General features: G+C 61.0%; 20 protein-coding genes. 11 read left to right on the top strand and 9 right to left on the bottom strand.

Going from position 1 to position 22,337, the window contains the following annotated elements; translation table 11 throughout:
* Nucleotides 1-71: 71 nt before the first annotated feature.
* From ACQ4WL_RS18055 to ACQ4WL_RS18040, 4 genes are all read left to right on the top strand, one after another.
* Nucleotides 72-2,297 carry a protein kinase domain-containing protein gene (locus ACQ4WL_RS18055; RefSeq protein WP_436510977.1) on the top strand — a complete coding sequence of 742 codons (2,226 nt, stop codon included), beginning with the start codon at nt 72-74 and terminating at the stop codon, nt 2,295-2,297.
* Nucleotides 2,294-2,851 (top strand): hypothetical protein, encoded by a 558-nt coding sequence (locus ACQ4WL_RS18050; RefSeq protein ID WP_436510976.1) that lies wholly within the window; start codon nt 2,294-2,296, stop codon nt 2,849-2,851. Before ACQ4WL_RS18055 ends, ACQ4WL_RS18050 begins: the two co-directional genes overlap by 4 nt.
* A gap of 405 nt (nt 2,852-3,256) precedes the next feature.
* A complete protein-coding gene (gene mutS / locus ACQ4WL_RS18045; RefSeq protein ID WP_436510975.1) occupies nt 3,257-5,947 on the top strand; it encodes a DNA mismatch repair protein MutS in 2,691 nt (896 codons plus the stop codon).
* On the top strand, nt 5,944-6,987 hold the full coding sequence (locus ACQ4WL_RS18040; protein WP_436510974.1) for a hypothetical protein: 1,044 nt from the start codon (nt 5,944-5,946) through the stop codon (nt 6,985-6,987). The genes mutS and ACQ4WL_RS18040 overlap by 4 nt, the downstream gene beginning before the upstream one ends.
* Before the next feature lie 192 nt (nt 6,988-7,179).
* Here ACQ4WL_RS18040 and ACQ4WL_RS18035 read toward each other — a convergent pair whose 3' ends face one another.
* Nucleotides 7,180-7,725 carry an FKBP-type peptidyl-prolyl cis-trans isomerase gene (locus tag ACQ4WL_RS18035; protein WP_436510973.1) on the bottom strand — a complete coding sequence of 182 codons (546 nt, stop codon included), beginning with the start codon at nt 7,723-7,725 and terminating at the stop codon, nt 7,180-7,182.
* Between the two features lie 93 nt (nt 7,726-7,818).
* Here ACQ4WL_RS18035 and ACQ4WL_RS18030 point away from each other — a divergent pair, with 93 nt between their 5' ends.
* Both ACQ4WL_RS18030 and ACQ4WL_RS18025 read left to right on the top strand, forming a co-directional pair.
* Nucleotides 7,819-8,940, top strand: a complete 1,122-nt coding sequence (locus tag ACQ4WL_RS18030; RefSeq protein ID WP_436510972.1) for a ribosomal protein uL16 3-hydroxylase — start codon at nt 7,819-7,821, stop codon at nt 8,938-8,940.
* A gap of 353 nt (nt 8,941-9,293) precedes the next feature.
* Nucleotides 9,294-9,548 carry a flagellar basal body L-ring protein FlgH gene (locus ACQ4WL_RS18025; protein ID WP_043462404.1) on the top strand — a complete coding sequence of 85 codons (255 nt, stop codon included), beginning with the start codon at nt 9,294-9,296 and terminating at the stop codon, nt 9,546-9,548.
* 170 nt (nt 9,549-9,718) lie between these two features.
* Here the strand turns inward: ACQ4WL_RS18025 and bamC are convergent, their stop codons facing one another.
* The 8 genes from bamC to ACQ4WL_RS17985 all read right to left on the bottom strand — a co-directional run bounded on the left by bamC (nt 9,719) and on the right by ACQ4WL_RS17985 (nt 16,790).
* The gene (bamC, locus tag ACQ4WL_RS18020) at nt 9,719-10,912 is read right to left on the bottom strand and encodes an NlpB/DapX family lipoprotein (protein WP_436510971.1); all 1,194 of its coding nucleotides are present in this window, start codon (nt 10,910-10,912) and stop codon (nt 9,719-9,721) included.
* An 81-nt stretch (nt 10,913-10,993) separates the two neighbouring features.
* A complete protein-coding gene (gene dapA, locus ACQ4WL_RS18015; RefSeq protein ID WP_436510970.1) occupies nt 10,994-11,872 on the bottom strand; it encodes a 4-hydroxy-tetrahydrodipicolinate synthase in 879 nt (292 codons plus the stop codon).
* 84 nt (nt 11,873-11,956) lie between these two features.
* On the bottom strand, nt 11,957-12,529 hold the full coding sequence (locus tag ACQ4WL_RS18010; protein WP_436510969.1) for a class I SAM-dependent methyltransferase: 573 nt from the start codon (nt 12,527-12,529) through the stop codon (nt 11,957-11,959).
* A 42-nt stretch (nt 12,530-12,571) separates the two neighbouring features.
* A complete protein-coding gene (locus ACQ4WL_RS18005) occupies nt 12,572-13,249 on the bottom strand; it encodes a site-2 protease family protein (RefSeq protein WP_436510968.1) in 678 nt (225 codons plus the stop codon).
* An 84-nt stretch (nt 13,250-13,333) separates the two neighbouring features.
* Complete coding sequence (locus ACQ4WL_RS18000; protein WP_298402406.1) at nt 13,334-13,957, bottom strand: L-threonylcarbamoyladenylate synthase; 624 nt, start codon at nt 13,955-13,957, stop codon at nt 13,334-13,336.
* 40 nt (nt 13,958-13,997) lie between these two features.
* Complete coding sequence (htpX, locus tag ACQ4WL_RS17995) at nt 13,998-14,882, bottom strand: protease HtpX (RefSeq protein WP_353660473.1); 885 nt, start codon at nt 14,880-14,882, stop codon at nt 13,998-14,000.
* Between the two features lie 93 nt (nt 14,883-14,975).
* On the bottom strand, nt 14,976-15,809 hold the full coding sequence (locus ACQ4WL_RS17990; protein ID WP_436510967.1) for a 3',5'-nucleoside bisphosphate phosphatase: 834 nt from the start codon (nt 15,807-15,809) through the stop codon (nt 14,976-14,978).
* Between the two features lie 102 nt (nt 15,810-15,911).
* Nucleotides 15,912-16,790 carry an alpha/beta fold hydrolase gene (locus ACQ4WL_RS17985; protein ID WP_436510966.1) on the bottom strand — a complete coding sequence of 293 codons (879 nt, stop codon included), beginning with the start codon at nt 16,788-16,790 and terminating at the stop codon, nt 15,912-15,914.
* Nucleotides 16,791-17,009: 219 nt separating this feature from the next.
* Here ACQ4WL_RS17985 and ACQ4WL_RS17980 point away from each other — a divergent pair, with 219 nt between their 5' ends.
* From ACQ4WL_RS17980 to ACQ4WL_RS17960, 5 genes are all read left to right on the top strand, one after another.
* Complete coding sequence (locus ACQ4WL_RS17980; protein ID WP_133989878.1) at nt 17,010-17,534, top strand: gamma carbonic anhydrase family protein; 525 nt, start codon at nt 17,010-17,012, stop codon at nt 17,532-17,534.
* Nucleotides 17,535-17,538: 4 nt separating this feature from the next.
* Nucleotides 17,539-18,519, top strand: a complete 981-nt coding sequence (gene hslO, locus ACQ4WL_RS17975) for an Hsp33 family molecular chaperone HslO (RefSeq protein WP_436510965.1) — start codon at nt 17,539-17,541, stop codon at nt 18,517-18,519.
* Between the two features lie 163 nt (nt 18,520-18,682).
* On the top strand, nt 18,683-20,038 hold the full coding sequence (locus ACQ4WL_RS17970; RefSeq protein WP_436510964.1) for a TonB-dependent receptor plug domain-containing protein: 1,356 nt from the start codon (nt 18,683-18,685) through the stop codon (nt 20,036-20,038).
* Complete coding sequence (locus tag ACQ4WL_RS17965) at nt 20,035-21,084, top strand: TonB-dependent receptor domain-containing protein (RefSeq protein ID WP_436510963.1); 1,050 nt, start codon at nt 20,035-20,037, stop codon at nt 21,082-21,084. Before ACQ4WL_RS17970 ends, ACQ4WL_RS17965 begins: the two co-directional genes overlap by 4 nt.
* A complete protein-coding gene (locus tag ACQ4WL_RS17960; RefSeq protein ID WP_436510962.1) occupies nt 21,084-22,214 on the top strand; it encodes a glycerophosphodiester phosphodiesterase in 1,131 nt (376 codons plus the stop codon). Before ACQ4WL_RS17965 ends, ACQ4WL_RS17960 begins: the two co-directional genes overlap by 1 nt.
* The last annotated feature ends 123 nt before the right edge of the window (nt 22,215-22,337 follow it).

Here is a 22,337-nt window from a genome sequence, read left to right as displayed (position 1 = left end):
GGGCATTCAAACATCGCATTGACCCTCTCGATGCTTGACGTCCACGCTGATGCACTCTGAAGCCAAGGTATATGGAACTGCTCGACTCCCTGCGTCAGACCCCGTCGCAAGACGACACGATCAGCGGGCACTATGAAGTGCGCCGCTTGCTGGGCGAAGGCGGTTTCGGCCATGTATTCGAAGCCTGGGATGCCAAGCTGTGCCGTAGCGTGGCGCTGAAACGCCTGAAACCGCAAGCCGACGTGCTGCATCCGGAAAAACTCATCAATGAAGCGCGCCTGGCCGCCTCGCTCAAGCATGCGGCCTTCGTGCGCATCTTCGCCATCGAGGGCCAGGGCACGAGCCAGTCCATCGTCATGGAACTGGTCGAAGGCCAGACCCTGGGACAGTTCATGCACAGCGGCAAGGCTGACCTGCAAGCCGCGCTCGACATCGCCTACCAGATCGCCGACGCCATGGACGAGGCGCACGCCATGGACCTCGTCCATGGCGACCTGAAACCGTCGAACCTGATGCTGGAAGCGAACGGCAAGGTGCGCATCCTCGACTTCGGCCTGGCGCGCCACATCGACCCGCAAGCGACGCAGACGACCACCCTGTGCGACTTGCAGGGCACGATCGCCTACATGGCGCCCGAGCGCCTGATGGGCCGCCTGCCCGACACGCGCGGCGACGTGTATGCCTTGGGCGCCATGCTGTACGAAATGCTGGCCGGCCAGCGCCACTTCGCCCACCTGAACGGCCTGGCCCTGGCCGCCGCCCACATGCAGGCGACGGAACCTTGGCCCGACCTGCCCGACTCCGTCCCGCCCGCCATCAACGCCCTAGTGCGCGCGATGACGGCGCACGACCCGGCCGAGCGGCCACGCACCATGCGCGATGTGCGCGAGGCAATTGATAAGCACCGCACATCGAACGGCACTGAATCCCGTCCTGCTGAGGAAATCGAATCCGTTAAATCCATCAAACCTCCGGTATCGATTGCCATTCGGCTGCAAGTACCGGTCAAGCGCGCCGTGCTGGCTGGAAGCGCTATCGTTCTGCTGGCTCTGGCCGCCTGGCAAGGGCCGGATCTACTAGCGAGGCTGCGTGGCCATGCGGCTGCACCATTTTCTGAAATGGCATCCATGAAAACAGGCATGGATGCCTTACGCGTGTTTGACCGTGATACCAGTCAGAAAACGGCTATAGAACAGTTCACCTTGGTGCTACAGCACAACCCACACAATGCAGCGGCAGCAGCAGGCCTGTCATTGGCATCAACCTTGCGCTATATCGGCAATGGTCGCGATGACACCTGGTTGCAAAGGGCAGACGTCAGCGCGAAACAGGCACTGGAGGCGGACAACAATCTGGCCCTAGCCCATGTGGCGCAAGCCTGGGTATACGAAGTACAGGGAAAAAGTGAAGATGCGCTGCGCGAAGCAACTATTTCGCTCAACCTGGAGCCGAACAACATACTGGGCCTACACTCCAAGGCGCGCCTATATATTTTTGGCCAAAAATTCGACCAGGCAAAAGCGACATTAGAGCAAGGCATAGCCGCCCATCCGCAAGAACCCTTGTTCAACACTCAGCTCGGCTACATGTATTTCAAGATGGGCGAATATGTCAAAGCGGAGCAAGTGTATCGTAAGAGCATTCGCGTGGAGCCTGATTCTCCCAGCGCATACGCCTATCTGAACGCAACTTTGCTAAGGCAAAATCGCAATGACGAGGCATTGGAAGTACTGCAGCAAGGACTGCAGGTCAGACCGCACTGGGAACTGTATACGAATCTGGGTACGTCTCTGTTTGCCAAAGGCGATTATCTGGGGGCCGTGCAAGCATTTGAAAATGCTGTCTCCGAAAAAAAAGGCAGTCCCGGCATTTACCTCTTATGGGCGAATCTGGCCGACGCCCAACGCTGGATTCCGGCACAAGTGCAGGCATCTAAGCAATCGTACTTGCGCGCCATCGCCTTGCTGCGTCCCATGCTGGAACGCACGCCCAACAATGTCACGATGATATCGCGCATGGCGCTCTATGAAGCATATGCGGGTGAAAAACAGCAGGCCCTGGCCAGGGTCAGCCATGTACTCCGTCTTGCGCCCCAAGTAGCGGACGTGCAATTTCGTGCAACCCTGACCCATGAGCTGAGCGGCAACCGCCCAGCTGCCTTTGAAGCATTACAGCAAGCGGTCAAGCTTGGCTACCCCCTCAACCTGATCGAATCAGCCCCCGATCTGTTGGACTTGCGGCGCGATGCCCGCTATCAGCAATTTCTTATCAACTTGGAAAGAGACAGTAAAAAATGACGCCTGTAAGCCCTTGGATGAAGTTATCCGTACATTTCGATGCCGACCAGATCACCAACCAGCTCGACTACAGCTTTACTTCGTGCGACGGCACGGCCGATCCACGCCACGGTCCATACATGGGTGGCGTGCACTTCCAGAAAGGCCAGCACGTCTATCTGGACGTAACCTGCTGCGGCAGCAAGGCAAGCGGTTTTACGGCTTTTCAGATCATCGATTGCTGCATCATCAGCGTACCGCAACTGACGCAGATCGGACCCAAGATAGCGACAGTTTATTCGCCGCCGTCGCCATTCCTGCAAGCTGTGGGGGCAACTTACAGCCTGCCATTGGATTTTGAATCTCAGTTACTGCCACAAGACCCAGATTTTCCTGACCTGCGCCGCATCCGCCAGGAATGGAAACATAATCTTGACGTGGGTCATGCGAACGGCCGCTGGGAACTGTCCTTTGTCATGACCGTGCGCGTCACGCGCGGCGAAGGAGAACAACCTGAGCTACGCGTATTCTCGTTCGACCCAGAAAGTTCGGTTGGTGGTGATATTAACTGGTAATAACTCAGCAACAATTTTGCCTGATGTTTTGTAAGGGCAACACATCGGGCAAGCAGTTATCCCTACCCATCAAGCGGCGGCAGAGGCCGCCCTGACTGAGCCCGCGGCAAGTGATACAGCCGCGCATCTACAGCTTCCAAGAAAATAGGAATACACGTCTGCAACGCAAAGGGCGCGCTCCCTGCTTACAGTACAGGTTGGCGCTCCACTCCTGCAGCGCGCCACTACCCATCCGCGCGGCTTTTTCACACCCGCACGCAATACGCCGCCCCGCCCGCCGAAAGCGGTAAAATGACGGCCTTGAACCCAAGCTCCGCCCACTGGCGCGGTCTTGAATGCACACAGCACCACCCACAGCCCGGCAGGCACGCATTTTCCGGCCGCCGGACCAACGACAAAGAACACATGACCACCGTCCCAAAAGAAATCAACGCCGCCGCGGCAAAGAAAAATTCCGCTGAAAAGCTTACTCCGATGATGCAGCAATATTTAGGCATCAAGGAAAACCATCCGACGATGTTGGTCTTCTATCGCATGGGCGATTTCTACGAGCTGTTTTTCGAGGATGCGGAAAAAGCGTCGCGCCTGCTGGGCATTACCTTGACGGCGCGCGGCGTGGCCAGTGGCAATCCCATCAAGATGTGCGGCGTGCCGTTTCATTCGCTCGATGGTTACCTGGCCAAGCTGGTCAAGCTGGGCGAGTCGGTGGCCATTTGCGAACAGATCGGCGATCCGGCCACCAGCAAGGGTCCCGTCGAGCGCAAGGTCATGCGCGTCGTCACGCCCGGTACGCTGACCGATGCCGACTTGCTGCCAGAGAAGGCCGAGCGCCCGCTGCTGGCCATGTGCAGCATCACGCAGCGCAAGACAGTCACCACTGGCCTGGCCTGGCTGTCGCTGGCCAGCGGTGCTTTGAAACTGATGGAGTTTTCCGGCGACAGCGCCACCGTGGCCGTGCGATTGCAGCAGGAACTCGAGCGCATCGTGCCTGCCGAAATCTTGAGCGGCGACAACGGCAACCTGTTCGACGACTACGCGGGCACGCACATCAACCGCGTGCCGGACTGGCATTTCGACGTGGTCGGCGGCCACAAGGCCCTGCTCGACCAGCTGGGCGTGGCGACCCTGACGGGTTTTGGCGCCGATGGCCTCGGCGCCGCGTTTGGCGCGGCCGGCGCGCTGCTGCGCTATGCGCAATCGACGCAGGGTCGCGGCTTGCAGCACGTGCGTTCGTTGACGACGGAAACGGAAAGCGAATTCATCGGCCTGGACGCGGCCACGCGGCGCAACCTGGAATTGACGGAAACCATCCGGGGCCAGGAATCTCCTACGCTGTTCTCCCTGCTCGATCATTGCCGCACGGCCATGGGTTCGCGCATGCTGCGCCACTGGCTGCACCATGCGCGGCGCGACCAGAACGTGGCGCGCGCGCGCCATGAAGCGATCGCCGCGCTGGCGCAAAGCGAAGCGGCGGCGCCCTTGGCCGCCACGCTGGCTCAAGTGCCCGATATCGAACGCATCACCACGCGCATCGCCCTGCTGTCGGCGCGTCCACGCGACCTGGCCGCCCTGCGCGACGGCTTGCTGCAACTGCCGGCCCTGCGCGGCGACGTCGTGCGTTGTTATGGCCCTGGCCAGGGCGGCGAAAGCGGTTTGCTGGCCGCCATCCATACTGCCCTTGCCACGCCAACGGCCTGCCTGGACTTGCTGGTGCGCGCCGTGGCGCAGGAACCGGCTGCCATGGTGCGCGACGGCGGCGTGTTTGCCACCGGCTTCGATGCGGAGCTGGACGAACTGCGCGCCCTGTCGGAAAACGCGGGCCAGTTCCTGCTCGACCTGGAAACGCGCGAACGCGCACGCACCGGCATCGCCAACCTGCGCGTCGAATACAACAAGGTGCACGGCTTCTATATTGAAGTCACGCACGGCCAGACGGACAAGGTGCCGGACGATTACCGCCGCCGCCAGACCCTGAAAAACGCCGAGCGCTACATCACGCCCGAACTCAAGGTATTCGAAGACAAGGCCCTGTCGGCGCAAGACAAGGCCCTGGTGCGCGAAAAACTGCTGTACGACCTGCTGCTGGCCGACCTGGCGCCGCATATCGGCACCCTGCAGACGATTTCGCAGGGCCTGGCCCAGCTCGATACCCTGAACGCGCTGACGGAACATGCGCAGCAGCACAACTGGGCCGCGCCGCAACTGGTCGACGAGCCGTGCATCAACATCGTCGAAGGCCGCCACCCGGTGGTGGAAAAGCAGATCGAACGCTTCATCGCCAACGATTGCCGCCTCGTCAACGAGCGTCGCCTGCTGCTGATTACCGGTCCGAACATGGGCGGTAAATCGACCTTCATGCGCCAGGTGGCACTCATCACCTTGCTGGCCTACGTGGGCAGCTACGTGCCGGCCGCGTCCGCCACCATCGGCCCCATCGACCGTATCTTCACGCGCATCGGCGCCACCGACGACCTGGCGGGCGGACGCTCGACCTTCATGGTGGAAATGACGGAATCGGCCGCCATTTTGAACGGCGCCACCGAACACTCGCTGGTGCTGATGGATGAAGTGGGCCGCGGCACCTCGACCTTCGACGGCCTGGCCCTGGCGTGGGCCATCGCGCGCCATCTGATCGACAGCAGCCGCAGCTTCACTCTGTTCGCCACGCACTACTTTGAGCTGACGCAACTGCCGGACAGTCACCCGAGCGCCGCCAACGTGCATTTGTCGGCCGTCGAACACAAGGACAGCATCGTCTTCCTGCACGCCGTGCAAGCCGGTCCCGCCTCGCAAAGCTATGGCTTGCAGGTGGCGCAACTGGCCGGCGTGCCGCAGCCGGTAATCAAGGCCGCGCGCAAGCACCTGGCGCGCCTGGAAGCGCAGGCGCTCGACGCCACGCCGCAGCGCGACCTGTTCGCGCTGCCATGCGCCGATCCGTATGCGCAAGAGGAAGAAGAGGAAGCAGCGCCGCTGGCCGCGCTGAATGCAGCGCAGCAAGCCTTGCTCGATGCCATCGCCGACCTCGATCCCGATGCGCTCACGCCGCGCGACGCGCTGGAGCAGCTGTACCAGTTGAAACGGCTGGCCGCCGCATGACCACGCGGCGCAGCATCGCCAGCCTGCGCCTGCTGGCCGCCGGCCTGCTGGCCGCCAGCCTGCCATGGCAAGTGGCGCTGGCCGCACCAAGCGACCAGGCCGGCTTCGAGTTTGCCGTGCTGGGCCATTCCTTCAACGCGGGGCCGGACGATGGCCCCCTGAAAAAAGCCATCGCGGAAACGAGCGCCTTCAATGCGTCGTTCGTGGTGGCCACCGGTATCAAGGCCGCCAGCGAATCGTGCAGCGACAAGCTGTACAGCCAGCGCAAGGATGTGCTGGACGCCAGCGGGCCGCCGCTGATCGTCTCGCTGTCGGCCAGCGACTGGGCCAACTGCCGCAATTCGCGCGGCAGGGTCAACGCCATCGAACGCCTGAACCGCTTGCGCGACGTGTATTTTGCCGACGACCAGAGCCTGGGCCAGCGCAAGCTGACCCTGTCGCGGCTGTCCTCGACGGCGAAGTTCCGCAGCTATGCGGAAAATGCCCACTGGGAATACGGCGGCGTGCTGTTTGCCACCATCAACCTGCCCGCGAATAACAACCATTTCCTGCCAGAAGCGGGACGCAACAGCGAATTCGAAGATCGCCTGGTCGCCAACCGCTCCTGGCTGCAGCGCCTGTTCGCCATGGCACAGCGCAAGAAACTCGACGGCATCGTGCTGTTTTCCGATGGCGACGTGGGCGTACTGGACGAAGACGACAATTCGCTGCTGCCCAGCTTCAGTTCGAAACAGGATGGCTTTGCCGGACCGCGCAAGCAGATCCGTACCCTGGCGAAGAAATTCAGCGGCAAGGTCTTATTGGTCGATACGCAGCGCGATGGCGACGCGGACGGCAAGGAGGGGAAAAGTAACAAGGCTGCGGCCAGGGCTGGCGGGCCGAAAATCAGCTGGAAAGGCAACCTGGGCCACGTCAGCATCAACAACGACTGGTCCGCCATCGCCGTACGGCCGGGCAAGACGCCATTCTTTGAGGTGCGTCAACGGGCCGTCAGGCCATCGGCGCAGGCACGGGCCAAGGCGTCGACTGTGCGCAGATAAACGTGCGCCGCAATAGATAAAGGCCGACGCAAAGCCAGCCTTTATCTATCCAATCCACCAGCGTCACGGCGCCTGACAAAACCGTAGCGAGCAGCTGCGCGGCGTGGCCGAGAAGCGCAACCGTACTAGAGTACGGTGAGCATCGCCGGCCGCGCCCCGCTGCGCGCAGTAGGTTTGGTCAGGCGCCCCAGATTAGTGAATCGGATGCGAACGGAAATGATCGCCTTCGTCACCTTCATCTTCATCATCGCCATGGTCATGGCCGTGTGCGCCATGCACGTGGCCATGGGCGATTTCTTCGTCGGTGGCTTCGCGCACGTCAGCGACGGTCAGCGAGAAGCGCAGCGCGATGCCGGCCAGTGGATGGTTACCGTCCAGCACGACCTTGTCGTCGGCGATATCGGTGACCGTGAAGATCATCGCTTCTTCGTCCGGCGAATCGCTTTCCGGCATGCCTTCGAACTGCATGCCCACTTCCAGCGGCTCAGGCAGGCGATTGCGCGGCTCGACCTTCACCAGGGCTGGATCGTATTCACCGAAAGCATCATCCGGTTCGATCTGGATCGTGTTGGAATAGCCAACTTCCTTGCCGTCGAGCTCTTCTTCGATCTTCGGCAGGGTGTTTTCATAATCACCGTGCAGGTAGACCATTGGCTGACGGCCGTCTTCGATCAGATTGTCTTGCGCGTCTGACAGTTTGTAGTTGACAGTCACGACCGTATTTTTGGCAATCTTCATTATGCTTCCTTTCATTGTATAAGCTGGCAAATTATACCTTCACGCCGCCAACGGCAGGCGCATTCCTGCATTTCCGGTTGTTATAATGGGCGCATGAAAAAATTAACTCTCCTCGGCGATATCACGCCGGCGCAATTCCTGCGCGACTACTGGCATAAAAAACCCTTGTTGATCCGTCAAGCCGTGCCTGGCTTCAAGGCGCTGTTCGACATCAAGGCCCTGGCCGAGCTGGCCACCCTGGACCACGTCGAATCGCGCCTGGTCAGCCATACGGATGGCCACTGGAACATGCAGCAAGGCCCGCTGACCAGCCTGCCCTCGCTGAAACAGAAGGAATGGACCTTGCTGGTGCAGGGCGCCAACCTGCACAGCGCCAAGGCCGATGCCCTGCTGCGCCAGTTCCGTTTCCTGCCGGACGCGCGCCTGGACGACCTGATGGTCAGCTTCGCCACCGATGGCGGCGGTGTGGGCCCGCATTTCGATTCCTACGACGTGTTCCTGCTGCAAGGCCAGGGCAAGCGCCACTGGCGCATCGGCGCGCAGAAGGACCTGAGCCTGATCGACGGCTTGCCACTGAAAATCCTCAGCAACTTCACGCCCAACGAAGAATTCACGCTGGAACCGGGCGACATGCTGTACCTGCCACCCCACTACGCGCACGACGGCGTGGCCATCGGCGATTGCCAGACGTATTCGATCGGCTTCCGCTCACCCACGTTCCAGGAACTGGGCGAAGCTTTCCTGCAATTCATGGCCGACTCGATCGACTTGCCGGGCATCTACAGCGATCCCGACTTGAAAGCGTCGGGCAAACCGGCAGAGATCCCCCGTGAAATGCTCAGCATCATCACGGAAGAAATTAACAAGGTGCGCTTCACGGAAGAAGACGTGACCATCTTCCTGGGCGAACACCTGTCGGAACCGAAACACAATGTGTTTTTCACGCCGCTGTCCAAGCCGTTGACAGTGGGCCGCTTCGCGGACGCCGCACAGAAAAAGGGTGTCGTGTTGTCGCGCAAGACGCTGATGCTGTATCGTGGCAAGAATGTCTTCATCAATGGCGAATCGTTTGCCATTGGCAAGGCCGACAAAGCGGCCCTGGAAACCCTAGCCAACGAACGCGCGCTCGATGGCGCCGCCGTGGCCCAGGCTTCCGATGACGTGATGGATGCGTTATATACCTGGTATCAGGATGGCTGGATCGAACTGGCCTGAATGATCGTGGTGTAGCAAAGTGGTATGACAACAGGTGAAAAGACAACATCTGCGCGAGCACAATGGGACATAATATTTTTACATCGTTTTGTCGCGCTTTCGCAAATCGCTTACACTTGCTTGCAATTTGCTTCGGCAAATATTGCGATATCACAAAATAGTTGCGAATTTGCCTCTTGCTCCTATTGCGACGCACCAAAAATCGCTATAATATTCGGTTAGGAAGTTTCCGTTGTCTGGCAGGCACCACCTGGTACGAAAAGCCTTCGAAGACGACCTAACGAGCGATAATTACCGGTAATTATTCATCGCAACAATATTGATTTATTTTTTGAAATAATTAAGGAAAACAAATGAAAAAATCCCTGCTGATCGCCTCCCTGATGGTTGTTGCTCTGGCTGCTTGCAGCAAAAAAGAAGAAGCTCCTGCACCAGCACCAGTAGTTGAAACCCCAGCACCAGCACCAGTAGTTGAAGCTGCTCCAGCTGCTGCTGCTGACGCTGCTGCTTCGGCCGCTACCGACGCTGCTGCTGCTGCTTCGGCTGCCGCTTCGGCCGCTACCGACGCTGCTTCGGCTGCTTCGGCTGCTGCATCGGCTGCTAAGTAATTTAGCACCCCGCAGGAAAGAAAGCCGGCCTTCGGGCCGGCTTTTTTACGTCCGCAGTTTTATCCGCAAGATAAAACGCTGACCATCGGCAATTAAAAAGGCTGACCCGGTTTCCCGGGCCAGCCTTTTTAATGCGCGGCAGGTTTTCAAACCTGCCGCTGTCACACCACTTATTTCAATTGCTCGTTCAGCAAGCCCAGGATCTTCTCGGCCACTGGCGAGGTATCGGGTTTGCCTTCGTTGCTGAAGATGCTGACCAGGCTGGTCGAGCCATTGCCGGCCTTGACCAGGACGCGGTAACGCTGCGCTTCCTTGTCCTTGTCGGACGAGGAGCCCCAGCTGAACAGTTTCGAGAAGAAACCATCTTTCTTGACAGCATCCGGATCGACGTAACGCACGAAATACGTGCCTTGCGTGCGGTCGCGGTCTTCCACCGTAAAGCCGACGCGGTCCAGCGCCAGGCCGACACGGCGCCAGGCGCGGTCGAAGCCTTCATCGACTTCGATGCCGCGCGCCGGCGTGGCGGCGTCGCCGACCAGCTTGGCGTGCAGCGGCTGCACGATGGCGGCGTCGACGGCCGTCTTCGCTTGCGCTTCGTCGCTGGCCGCGCCCAGGCGCGTCATCAGCTTGGCCAGGAATTGCGCTTCCAGGCCAGGATCGTTGGGACGCGCGGTCCAGGTAGTGGTTTCCTTGTCGCGGCCCGTAACGACCTCTTCCACGCCACGGTGGCTGATGTAGATCTCGGTCGAACCATCGGCCAGACGCTCCACGCGGGTGCGGAACTTGTCTTTTTCACCTGTCGAGTACATCGAATCGAAGGCCTTGCCAATGGTGTTGCGGATAAAGTCTTGCGGCAACTTGGCGCGGTTTTCATTCCACTCGGTTTCCATGATGCCAGCCGTCGGTTGGTCGATGGCAACGGTAAAGCCGGAATCTTCCCAGAACTGCTTGAGTTGCGGCCACAGCACTTCAGGTGACTGCTTGACGACCAGCCAGCGCTGGTTGCCCGCGCGCTCGACCTTCACGCCACCGGCCGTGACCGGCACGACGCCCACCACGCCGTCGGCGCCCACGATGAGCGGCGTGCCGGCCGTGGCATTGCGCTGCGCGTTGTAGCCGGAAGCCGTGGCCACACCGTTTTTCGAATCTGGCAGGGAGTAGCGGTTGTCCTGCTGCAATTGCGTCAGGTCAGGCGGCACGTCCAGGGTGCCGGCTTTCTTGACCGACTTATAGTCGACCTTGTCGCCGCCGACTACCGAACTGATCATGCCGCAGCCCGCGAGGCTGGCTGCGATGGCGCCGATGACGATGCCGCGGACGGCGATGGTGGCAGGCGCCGATTGGTTTTTCTTGCAATTAGTCATGTCGTAACTGGATAAGAAGCTAAGTAGCAGCTGGAATCAGGGAAGGTCCGGACTGGTCAAGTCCGGGCTTGAAGTTCGGCCTTAAGACAAGATGCCGGCGTCGCGCAAGGCATCGCGCACGATAGCATGGCAATTTTCAGCCAGTGGCACCAGTGGCAAGCGTATGCCAGCTGGCATCAGGCCCATTTCGGCCAGCGCCCATTTGACGGGCACCGGGTTAGGCTCGACAAACAATTTCTGGTGCAGAGGAAATACTTTGTTATTGATGGCGATCGCCGTGGCACGCTCGCCCGCCATGGCCGCGACGCACAGTTCGTGCATGGCGCGCGGCGCCACGTTGGCCGTCACGGAGATATTGCCGTGGCCGCCGCAGAACATCAGCGCCATGGCCGTCGGATCGTCGCCCGAGTACACGGCGAAGTCGGCCGGCACGAGGCGCAGCAAGTCGATGCCGCGGCCGATATTGCCGGTCGCATCTTTCACGCCGACGATATTCGGGATGGCGGACAGGCGCACGATGGTCTCATTGCTCATGTCGGCGACCGTGCGGCCAGGCACGTTGTACAGGATGACGGGAATGTCGACGGCTTCGGCGATGGCCTTGAAGTGCTGGTACATGCCTTCCTGGGTAGGACGGTTGTAGTACGGCACGACTTGCAGGACAGCATCGGCGCCCGCTTCTTTCGCATAGCGCGTCAGTTTGATGGCCTCGGCCGTGGAGTTGCCTCCGGCGCCGGCGATGATAGGAATGCGTCCCTTGGCATGTTCGACGGTCAACCGGATCAGTTCGCAGTGTTCTTCCACGCTGACTGTTGCCGATTCGCCCGTCGTGCCAACGATGACGATGCCGTCCGTACCCTCGGCGATATGCCAGTCGATCAGCTTGCGCAGACCTGGAAAGTCCAGACTGCCGTCTGCGTGCATCGGGGTGACGATTGCTACAATGCTGCCCTTGATCATAGTAAGTTTATAGCGCCGATAAATAAAACAACGATTGTAGCGGATAGCCCGCGCCTGTGGTGCATTCTGACATAGTATGGCCGCTCAAAACGTCGGCAGCAGGGCTGCCAGCCGTGGAAAATCCGGCCGGACGGCACAAATTCGTTGCACCAGAGCAGCTTTTGGCTGTTCCACGCGTCCATCCTCATACGCTACCACACGCAAGCCGTGCTGCACCGCCCAGCTCAGCATTTCGCCTTCCTTGAGCAGGAATTTCGGATTCGACGGCTTGCCGAACTGCTCATTGCCTTCCGCAAAGGTTTCATACAGCAACACGCCATCGGGCGCCAGACTGGCCACCATGGCTTCCAGCAGGGGCCGGTGCAGATAATTGGTGACGACGATACCGGCAAAGCGGCCGGGGGCGAAGGGCCACACGGCGCCTGGCGCCTCCAGGTCCACCAGCGAGGTGGTGATGCCCGTGCCGGCCGCCTTTTCCAGCATTTCCGGATCGTGGTCGAGCGCGATGACGGGGTGGCCCAGGCTGACCAGGTGGCGCGCATGGCGGCCGGCGCCGCAGGCCAGGTCCAGCACCTCGCCGCCGGGGATCAGGGGCGCCCAGCGGCGCAGCCAGCCGGAAATCGCTTCGGTTTCTATGGTTGGTTCAGTTACTTGCATCGGTACTTCCATCAATTATTTGCGACCATCCAGTTGCGTGCATCAAGTCAATATCGCCGTCAGGGGCGTGACCAGGGTGACAAAAATGCCAATGACAAATTCGATCGCCGCCAGCAAGGCGCGGTTCAATATGCCCGTGTACATCAGCAGCACCAGGGCGCCGAACACATACAGGCTGTAGCGCTCGATGCTGGCGTAAGGACGCGCCAGCTGCATCGGCAGCAAGCCCGTCATGATGCGCCCGCCATCGAGGGGCGGCACGGGAATCAGGTTAAAGACAAACATGGCAGCATTGACGCTGACGCCGGCGCCGGCCATCTTGCGGAAAAACATGCCCATTTCCGTCGGTGGCAGGACGCTGAGCACGACAAAGGCGATCATCCAGCCCAGGCCCATGACGAAATTGGCACCAGGACCGGCAAACGCCACCCACGCCATCTGCTTCTTCGGATTGCGCAGGCGGCTGAAATCGACGGGCACCGGCTTGGCATAGCCAAACGGCACCTGGATCGTGAAATACAGTATCAAGGGCAGCAATATCGTGCCGAAAGGATCGATATGCCGGATGGGATTGAGGCTCAGCCTGCCCTCGTTCGAGGCCGTGGGATCGCCAAAATAGCGGGCCGCGTAGCCGTGCGCCGCCTCATGCAGGGAAATGGCAAACAGCACCGGCACCAGGTACACCGCAACGGTCTGGACTATCGTATTGAAATCGCTCATGACCGCGATTCTACCAGAGGCGTCCCAGGCACTTTCTTATGCGGCAATTAAAGGCAGGTAAATTCGCGCTCGGCGGCGCTCACCTTACAGGCCCAGCACAGCCGGGTCGCCGCGTCCCACGCGCACCACTTCCGGCTCCGCGCCCGTCAAGTCGATCACGGTGCTGGGGCCATGCGCGCAAACGCCGCCATCGATGATCAGGTCGACCAGTTTTTCCAGGCGTTCGCGGATGGTGTCGGCATCCGTCAGGCTGTCTTCGTCACCGGGCAGGGTCAGGGTGGCGCCCAGCAGCGGCTGGCCCAGCTCTTCCAGCAGGCTTTGCACGATGCGGTGCTGCGGCACGCGCAGGCCGATGGTCTTGCGCGAAGGATGGCTCAGGCGGCGCGGTACTTCCTTGGTCGCTTCCAGGATGAAGGTATAGGCGCCCGGCGTGCCCGCCTTGAGCAGGCGGAACTGGCGGTTGTCCACGCGGGCATACACACCCAGTTCGCTCAAATCGCGGCACAGCAGGGTCAGGTGATGCTTTTCATCCACGCCTCGGATGCGCCGCAGGCGCTCGACGGCGCCCTTGTCGTCGAGCTGGCACACCAGCGCGTAGCAGGAGTCCGTGGGCAATGCCACCACGCCGCCGGACTGGATGATTTGCGCCGCCTGCTTGATCAGGCGTAATTGTGGATTCTCTGGGTGAATCTGAAAAAATTGACTCATGGTCTGGACATTCTGGCGAACCAGCTTATTAAAATGATCATTATTGTACGCCGCGCAAGGCGGCGATGCGTTGTTCGAGAGGCGGATGGGTGGCAAACAGTGCGCCCCAGCCGCCATTGCCGCCGCTGATGCCCAGCGCCTGCATCGATTGCGGCAGCTCGCCCGGCGGTACGCCACCCAGGCGGGCCAGCGCATGCATCATCGGCGTGGGGCTGCCCAGCAGCTTGGCCGAACCGGCATCGGCGCGAAATTCGCGCTGGCGCGAGAACCAGGCCACGATGATGGAAGCGAGCAAGCCGAAGATGACTTCGCACACCATCACGGTAACAAAGTAACCGATGCCGCGTCCGCCGCCTTCGCGGTTATTATTTTTCAACAGCACATTGTCGACAAAGAAACCCACCACTCTAGCCATGAAGACGACAAAGGTATTCACCACGCCCTGGATCAGGGTGAGCGTCACCATGTCGCCATTGGCGACGTGGGCGATTTCATGCCCAAGCACGGCTTCGACTTCATCGCGGTTCATGCTTTGCAGCAAGCCCGTCGAAACGGCCACCAGCGCCGAATTCTTGAAGGCACCCGTGGCAAACGCATTCGCGTCGCCGTCGTACACGGCCACTTCCGGCATGCCGATGCCGGCCCGCTCGGACAGCGCGCGCACGGTATTGACCAGCCACAACTCGGTCGACGAGGTCGGGTTATCGATGACGCGCGCGCCCGTGCTCCACTTGGCCATGGGTTTGCTGATCAACAAGGAAAAGATCGATCCCGTGAAGCCCACCACCAGCGAAAACACCAGCAGGCTGCCCAGGTTCAGGGTACTGCCCCGTGCCGGATTGCCCACGCCTAGCAAACTGAGCACGAGCGACAGCACCAGCATCACGGCCAGGTTGGTGGCAATAAAGAGGACGATACGTTTCATGGGCGATGGCTCCGGAAAACAAGAATAACTAAAAGATAAGTATGCGGTCGTGACTTTTCAAGCCCCGCGCGGCAGGCGCAGGCCTGCCGTGCCCTAGAACCAGTCGTGCCAGATCGGGGTTACGTTTGATGGCAGCGGCGGCAGCTTGGCAAAATCCACGCGCGATTCGCCCGGCGCATGGAAATCCGTGCCGCGCGAAGCGAGGAAGCCGTAGGCGTTGGCCAGCTGCGCGTATTCGGGATACTGGTCCGGACTGTGGCTGCCCGTGACGACTTCGATGGCCACGCCGCCGAGCTGCTTGAATTCATCGAACAGCACGCCTTGCGCCATGTCGCTGAAACGGTAGCGGCCCGGATGGGCAATGACCGCCACGCCGCCCGCGCCGCGTATCCAGCCCACCGCTTCGGCCAGGGTCGCCCAGCGGTGCTCGACGTAACCCGGTTTGCCTTCCGACAGGTATTTCTTGAACACGTCAGGGATATTCGCGCATTTCCCCGTTTCCACGATGTAGCGGGCAAAGTGCGTGCGCGACATCAGATCCGGATTGCCGACAAATTTCAAGGCCCCTTCATAGGCGTCGGAAATGCCGGCCAGGTCCAGCTGGCGGGCGATTTCGCGACCGCGCGCGTCGCGCCCCGAGCGCGTCTGGTGTAAACCCTGCACCAGACCCGGATTGTTTTCATCGACTTGCAAGCCCACAATGTGCACGGTCTGGCCGGCCCAGGTGATGGAAATTTCCACGCCGGCCACGAAGCGCATGCCCAGGTCCAGCGCGGCCGTGCGCGCGGCGGCGACGCCGGACACTTCATCGTGGTCCGTCAGCGCCCACACATCGACGCCAGCCTTGCGAGCGTACGTAGCCACGGCGGCGGGAGACAGCACGCCGTCGGAGATATTCGAATGACAATGCAGGTCGACTTTAAGCATGTGAAAACAATACCCTGCACGGGCTCAGCATGGAAGAAGTTTTCATTGTACGCTGCTTGCCCGATAAGGAAGTCGCGTTAGCGACACAGTGGCGCCAGCGCATTATTGCGCCAGGAAGGTTTCCACCAGGCGCGCCAGCTCCGCCGGCTGGTCATGGTGCAGCATGTGGCCCGCGTCGGCCATCATCTCGCAGCGCACATCCTTGATACAGGCCAAACGCCGGTCGATTTCGATGCGCGCCTCTTCCTTCGGCCCCATCCATTGCCACATATTCGTATCATCGGCTTCCACCCACAGCACCGGCGCCGTGATGCCGCGCCAGCACGCCATCACTTCTTCCACCTGGTACAGGATGGGATTGACCCGCTTGTGCTGCGGATCGCCCAGGATGTCCCACTCGCCCGCCTCGTTCTGTGCCGACCAGTGCTCGGCCAGGAAGGCGGCGCGCGCGTCCGGCAGGCGCGGATTGGTCTTTTGCAGTCGCTCGGCCACGGCGCGCTGCGAAGGATAGCTGCGCATGGCGGGCGGCTCGCGCAATTCAGCTAGCCATTTGGCGTAGCGGCCCGGCGCCTGCTCCGGCTGCGTCGCCATCATGCCGAAGCCTTCGAGGTTGATGAAACGGCTGATGCGCTCGGGCCGCACGCCCGCGTACAGGCCGGCCACGTTGGCGCCCATGCTGTGACCGAGCAGATTGACGGGGGCATCCGGCAAATAGTGCAGCAGCATGGCATCCAGGTCGGCCAGATAGTCGGGGAACCAGTAGGTGTCCGATTGCGTGTAATCGCTCAGGCCAAAGCCGCGCCAGTCGGGCGCGATCACGTGCCAGTCGCCGGCAAGCTCGTCGACGACGAACTGGAACGAGGCGGCCACGTCCATCCAGCCGTGCACCATGAACAGGATGGGCGCGCCTTCGCGGCCCCAGTGGCGCACATGCGTGCGGGCGCCGCGGATGTTGATGAATTCGGAACGGGAAAGTTTCATGGGTTTCATCTGATTGCCTGCCTTGAAAGTGGCGCGGATGGCGCCACATGCTGTGTCTGTAGATAGGGTGCACATAAAAGTACGACCGTTCGATTATTATACCGGATTAGCGCCGGGCGCCAGGACTTGTCCTGCAACAGCGTAAAATAGCGTACGCAACACAGTAAAACTTCAGCGTCCGGCCATGCCCGGCGCTTCCACCACCGCCACAGGCTAATGATGACACTCTACCAATTGGGCGCCGATGCGCCACAGATTGACGCTTCCGCTTTTGTTGCCGACACGGCCAACGTGATTGGCAAGGTGACGCTGGAAGCGAATACCTCCGTATGGTTCGGCGCCACCATCCGCGGCGACAATGAACGCATCACCGTGGGCGCCAACAGCAATGTACAGGAAGGCGCCGTGCTGCACACGGACCCGGGCTACCCGCTGGACATCGGCCAGAACGTGACCATCGGCCACCAAGCCATGTTGCATGGGTGCACGATTGGCGATGGCGCCCTGATCGGCATCCAGGCCGTGATCCTGAATGGCGCGAAGATCGGCAAGGGCTGCCTGGTCGGCGCAGGTGCCCTGGTCACGGAAGGCAAGGAATTTCCCGACAATATGCTGATCATCGGCTCACCGGCGAAAGCCGTGCGGGCCCTGACGGCAGACGATATCACCAAGCTACAAGGCAACGCCGTGAACTATGTGCAACGCGGCCAGCTATTTAATACGCAACTCAAGAAGATTGGATAAAAGAATGACGACTGAAACCATCGGCGCCGTCAGCGCAACCGTTACCGGCCAGGATACCCTGCAAAAATTTATTTTCGACAACGCCGCCGTGCGCGGCCAGTTCATCGACGTCTCCCACACCTGGCAGGAAGTGGTGTCGCGCCACGCCTACCCGACGGCCGTGAAAAAAGTGCTGGGTGAAATGGTCGCCGCCGCCGCCCTGCTGTCGGCCAACCTGAAATTCAACGGCTCCATCATCATGCAAATCCACGGTGACGGTCCCGTACGCCTGATGGTGGTCGAGTGCGATTCGGACCTGCGCCTGCGCGCCACAGCCAAGCTGGACCCGGACGCCACCATCCCCGACGTCACCAGCGTGCCGCAATTGCTCAACGCCACGGGCAAGGGCCGCTTCATCATCACCCTGGACCCGGCCGACAAGGTGCCAGGCCAGCAACCGTACCAGGGCATCGTGCCGCTCGACGGCGACGACATGGCCACCGTGATTGAAAACTATATGCTGCGCTCGGAACAGCTCGACACACGCCTGTGGCTGGCCACGGACGACAGCGTCTCGCGCGGCCTGCTGCTGCAAAAGCTGCCGCACCATGGCGGCAAGGCCGAAGCGACGCCTGTCTCGGAAGAAGTTGCACTGGACACATGGCACCGCGCCGTGATGCTGGCGTCGACCCTGAAAGAGGAAGAAATCCTCGCTACCGACATCGAGACCCTGATGCAGCGCTTGTTCTGGGAAGAAACCATCCGCGTCTTCGACCCGCTGCACCCGAGCTTCCATTGCAGCTGCACGCGCGAAAAAGTGGGCAATATGCTCAAGATGCTGGGCGAGGAAGAAGTCAACGGCACCCTGGACGAAGTGGGCCAAGTGGGCGTGAACTGCGATTTCTGCGGCCAGCACTACGAATTCGACAAGGTCGATTGCGCGCAGCTGTTCCTCACGGATGCGCCGGCCGAAGTCTTGATTCCTCCCGCAGCGAGCATCAACTAAGCTCAAGCAAGCATTACAGTTTCGCCATCATCCTTCCGCGCCGCCCCTCAGGCGGCGCAATTGTTTCCACGGTCATCGTTCCGTCATCAGCCCGTCATCAGCCCGTCACGCGCCGCCGTTACGCTGCGCAGCTTGTATTAACCACACTACTTTCCACAGGCTGATGATGACCACCCACTTGACGCTGGCCCTGCGCCGCCATTCCTTTCATGTTTTGCTGGGCGCCTGCGCCGCAGGCCTCTCCCTGCCGGCCCTGGCCCAAACGGCCGTCGCCGCCGCCGTGGCGTCCGCCGCCACCGACATGGCCGCGCCCGTTGATGACAACGCACCGATGGCCACGGTGGAAATTTCCTCGCGCAAGACGCGCTCTTCGGTTGCCCTGAGCAAGAATGAAATCCAGAAAATCCTGCCCGGCACGAATCCTCTGAAAGCCTTGCAAACCTTGCCTGGCGTCAGCTTCCAGACGGCCGATCCATGGGGCAACAACGAGCAAAACCTGTCGCTGTTCGTGCATGGCTTTTCCGGTCAGCAACTGGGCTACACCATGGATGGCGTGCCGCTGGGCGACCAGCAGTACGGCAACTACAACGGCCTGTCGCCGCAGCGCGCCGTGATCAGCGAAAACGTGCGCAGCGTGGTGCTGTCCTCGGGCGCGGGCGACCTGGCGACGGCCTCGACCAGCAACCTGGGCGGCACCGTCGAAACCTATTCCAGCGACCCGTTGGCCACGCAAGGCGCCAGCGTGCAGCAAACGGTGGGCAGCCACCGCACTTCGCGCACGTTTGCCCGCTACGATACGGGCGCCTTTGGCGATGGCAGCAGCGCTTACTTTTCCATCCTGCACCACGAAGCGCGCGCCTGGGATTTCGACGCGCGCCAGGGCGGCGACCAGTTCAATGCCAAATACGTCAACCGCAGCGAGGCGGGCAAGCTGACCCTGTTCTTCAATTACTCGGACAAGATCGAACCGAACGAAGACAGCACCGTGCACGTGGCCGGGGAGACGAGCGCACCGTACACGCGCCCCTTCCTGTACCCGGACTTCAAGGCGGCCCTGAACTACCTGTCGCCGACGGGCGCCACGCCGGCTGCGGACGGCAACAATTACCGCAATTACTACAGCGATGCGCAGCGTACCGATTACCTGGCCTACGCCAAGTTCGACGCCAACCTGGGTGAAGGCACGACGTGGGCTAACCAGGTGTATTACCACAAGGATGACGGTGCGGGCGTGGTGGCCGGCCCCATCGGCGTGGCCGGCTTGCCTGGCCTGTTCAGCGTGTACTACCCGAAACAGAACCTGAAACAGGTGTTCGGCAACTCGGGCTACGCCGTGCGCACCACGGAATACGACATCAAGCGCGGCGGCTTCCTTTCCACGCTGCGCAAGGAAATCGGCAATCACCAGCTGGAAGCGGGCCTGTGGCTGGAGCAGAACCGGTCCTCCGCCTACCGCCGCTGGTATGCGCTGGACGTCAACAACCCGACCTCGCCGTATGACCGCCCAGCAATCCTTTGATCACGCAGTACGGCAGCGAGATCGACAACAAGGTGGTGCAACTGCACTTGCAGGATGAATGGCGCATCCGTCCCGATATCGCCCTGCAGGCCGGCTTCAAGTCCAGCCTGCAGTTTGCCGACGGCCAATTCCCCGTGCAGCCGGCCAAGGGCGCCATTTCCGGTGGCTCGACGGCCTTGCCGGTCGGCACCATCAACACGAAAAAATGGTTCTTGCCGCAAGTGGGCGCGCGCTGGGATGTCACGCCGCAAGACCAGCTGTACTTCAATATCCAGAAAAACATGCGCCAGTTCGTCACCTACGGCGGCGGCGGTGCCTCGCCATGGAGCTTGTCGAGCCAGGCCGCTTTTGATTTGTTCAAGCGCGATGCCAAGCCGGAAACGGCACTCACCTATGAAGTGGGCGTGCGCGGCAGCCATGCGCTGAATCTGGGCGCCATCACTTCCATCGATGGCCAGGTCAACGTCTACCACGTCGATTTCAGCAACCGCTTGCTGCAGATCAGCCCGACGCCCGTGATTTCCTCCATCATTGGCGGCAACCCCGTGCTGGCCAACGTGGGCAGCGTGCGCACGGACGGCATCGATATCGCCGGCACCGTTCACTTTGGCAACAATTTTTCGTTCTACAATGCCCTGTCGTACAACCGCTCGCAATATGCGGACAATTACAACAATGGCGCCGCGCTGGTATTGACGGCCGGCAAGAACGTGCCCGGCTCGCCGGAATGGTTGAACAAGTTCGTGGCTTCGGCTACCTTTGGCGATATCGAAGTGCAACTGACGGGTGACTATGTGGGCAAGCGCTACGCGACGTACACCAACGATTTATCGGTCCCCAGCTATTTCCTGATGGGCCTGGGCGTGTCGGGCAAGCTGCCGGCCATGGCCAGCTGGCTGAAAAACCCGCGCTGGCGTGTCAACGTCAGCAACCTAGCCAACCGCGAAGGATCGCTGAACGTGGTGGTGGGTGCGGCCGACAAGACCTACAACACCTTCCCCATCGCCCCGCGCCAGGGCTTCCTCACCTTGACGGCGGACTTCTGATGCGCGCGCCTATCCTCCCGCAACGGCACTTTTCGCGCCGCAGCTTCGTCCAGGCGGCCGTGGGCGGCCTGGCCCTGGCCAGCGCGCCCGGCTTTGCCGCCGGCCTGCTGGAAACAAAGCCTAGCCGTCCGCTGGTGTTCGCCCACCGCGGCGCCAGCGCCCTGCGCCCCGAGCACACCCTGGCATCGTATGCCAAGGCCATCGCCGACGGCGCCGACTACGTCGAGCCGGACCTAGTCGCCACGCGCGACGGCATCCTCGTGGCGCGCCACGAAAGCAATCTGATCGACACCAGCGACGTGGCGCGCCGGCCTGAATTTGCCAACCGGCGCGGCAAGAAGCTGGTCGACGGCGAATGGCACGAGGGCTGGTTTGTCGACGACTTCACCCTGGCGGAACTCAAAACCCTGCGCGCCATCGAACGGCTGCCGAAAGTACGCACCGGCAACACCTTGTACGATGGACAATTCCAGATCCCGACGTGGGAAGAAATCATCGATTTTGTTGCAGCGCAATCTGCCGCCAGTGGCCGCATCATCGGCCTCGTGCCGGAGCTGAAAAGCTCGACGTACTTCCGCGATGCAGGCCTGGCGCTGGAAGACCGTTTCCTGTCGACCATGCTGGCGCACGAGTACACGCGCCGCGCGCCGATCGAAATCCAGTCCTTCGAAGTGGCCAATTTGAAGTACTTGCGCGAAAAACTGGGACGGCGCGCCAACGTGCGCCTGATGCAACTGGTGGTGGGCGGCGATGTGCGCCCCATGGATGTCGTCAAGGCGGGCGGCAAGCTGACGTTCGGGCAGATGACGACGCCGGCCGGCCTGCGCGACATCGCCGCCTATGCGGACGTGGTGGCGCCGCCCACGCGAGGCGTCATCGCGCTGGGCACCGACCAGCGCCTGGCCAAGCCCTCGTCCATCGTCGACGATGCGCACCAGGCGGGCCTGCTGTTGCACACGTGGACCTTCCGTCCGGAAAACCGTTTCCTGGCGGCCGACTTCCGTGACGGCAATGGCGAAAACGCGCGCAACGAAGCGGGATCCGTGGCGGAAATGCGGCGCTATATCGCAACGGGACTGGACGGCTTTTTCAGCGACGATCCGGGCCTGGGACGCATCGCCGCAGGATAAACATTTCGTAACAAATTCATTTTCAGGGCGTGGCCAGCGGCTACGCCCTTATTATTCATTTCTTGAATTACTGAAATTGGAATTTGAAATTAGACATATATCGCCAACTCCACTATTGTGCAA

It is taken from the genome of Janthinobacterium kochi, assembly GCF_051380715.1.
Lineage (GTDB): Bacteria > Pseudomonadota > Gammaproteobacteria > Burkholderiales > Burkholderiaceae_D > Janthinobacterium.
This window is presented reverse-complemented; position numbering and strand designations above follow the sequence as displayed.

What these genes read in the sequence shown, in the direction of transcription:
- ACQ4WL_RS18055 (WP_436510977.1), top strand. Translation starts at nt 72, where the DNA reads ATGGAACTGCTCGACTCCCTGCGTCAGACCCCGTCGCAAGACGACACG.
- ACQ4WL_RS17990 (WP_436510967.1), bottom strand. Translation starts at nt 15,809, where the DNA reads ATGCTTAAAGTCGACCTGCATTGTCATTCGAATATCTCCGACGGCGTG.
- hslO (WP_436510965.1), top strand. Translation starts at nt 17,539, where the DNA reads ATGACGACTGAAACCATCGGCGCCGTCAGCGCAACCGTTACCGGCCAG.
- ACQ4WL_RS18040 (WP_436510974.1), top strand. Translation starts at nt 5,944, where the DNA reads ATGACCACGCGGCGCAGCATCGCCAGCCTGCGCCTGCTGGCCGCCGGC.
- ACQ4WL_RS17970 (WP_436510964.1), top strand. Translation starts at nt 18,683, where the DNA reads ATGATGACCACCCACTTGACGCTGGCCCTGCGCCGCCATTCCTTTCAT.
- mutS (WP_436510975.1), top strand. Translation starts at nt 3,257, where the DNA reads ATGACCACCGTCCCAAAAGAAATCAACGCCGCCGCGGCAAAGAAAAAT.
- ACQ4WL_RS18000 (WP_298402406.1), bottom strand. Translation starts at nt 13,957, where the DNA reads ATGAGTCAATTTTTTCAGATTCACCCAGAGAATCCACAATTACGCCTG.
- ACQ4WL_RS18050 (WP_436510976.1), top strand. Translation starts at nt 2,294, where the DNA reads ATGACGCCTGTAAGCCCTTGGATGAAGTTATCCGTACATTTCGATGCC.
- ACQ4WL_RS17985 (WP_436510966.1), bottom strand. Translation starts at nt 16,790, where the DNA reads ATGAAACTTTCCCGTTCCGAATTCATCAACATCCGCGGCGCCCGCACG.
- ACQ4WL_RS18030 (WP_436510972.1), top strand. Translation starts at nt 7,819, where the DNA reads ATGAAAAAATTAACTCTCCTCGGCGATATCACGCCGGCGCAATTCCTG.
- ACQ4WL_RS17960 (WP_436510962.1), top strand. Translation starts at nt 21,084, where the DNA reads ATGCGCGCGCCTATCCTCCCGCAACGGCACTTTTCGCGCCGCAGCTTC.
- htpX (WP_353660473.1), bottom strand. Translation starts at nt 14,882, where the DNA reads ATGAAACGTATCGTCCTCTTTATTGCCACCAACCTGGCCGTGATGCTG.
- bamC (WP_436510971.1), bottom strand. Translation starts at nt 10,912, where the DNA reads ATGACTAATTGCAAGAAAAACCAATCGGCGCCTGCCACCATCGCCGTC.
- ACQ4WL_RS17980 (WP_133989878.1), top strand. Translation starts at nt 17,010, where the DNA reads ATGACACTCTACCAATTGGGCGCCGATGCGCCACAGATTGACGCTTCC.
- ACQ4WL_RS18010 (WP_436510969.1), bottom strand. Translation starts at nt 12,529, where the DNA reads ATGCAAGTAACTGAACCAACCATAGAAACCGAAGCGATTTCCGGCTGG.
- ACQ4WL_RS18005 (WP_436510968.1), bottom strand. Translation starts at nt 13,249, where the DNA reads ATGAGCGATTTCAATACGATAGTCCAGACCGTTGCGGTGTACCTGGTG.
- dapA (WP_436510970.1), bottom strand. Translation starts at nt 11,872, where the DNA reads ATGATCAAGGGCAGCATTGTAGCAATCGTCACCCCGATGCACGCAGAC.
- ACQ4WL_RS18025 (WP_043462404.1), top strand. Translation starts at nt 9,294, where the DNA reads ATGAAAAAATCCCTGCTGATCGCCTCCCTGATGGTTGTTGCTCTGGCT.
- ACQ4WL_RS18035 (WP_436510973.1), bottom strand. Translation starts at nt 7,725, where the DNA reads ATGAAGATTGCCAAAAATACGGTCGTGACTGTCAACTACAAACTGTCA.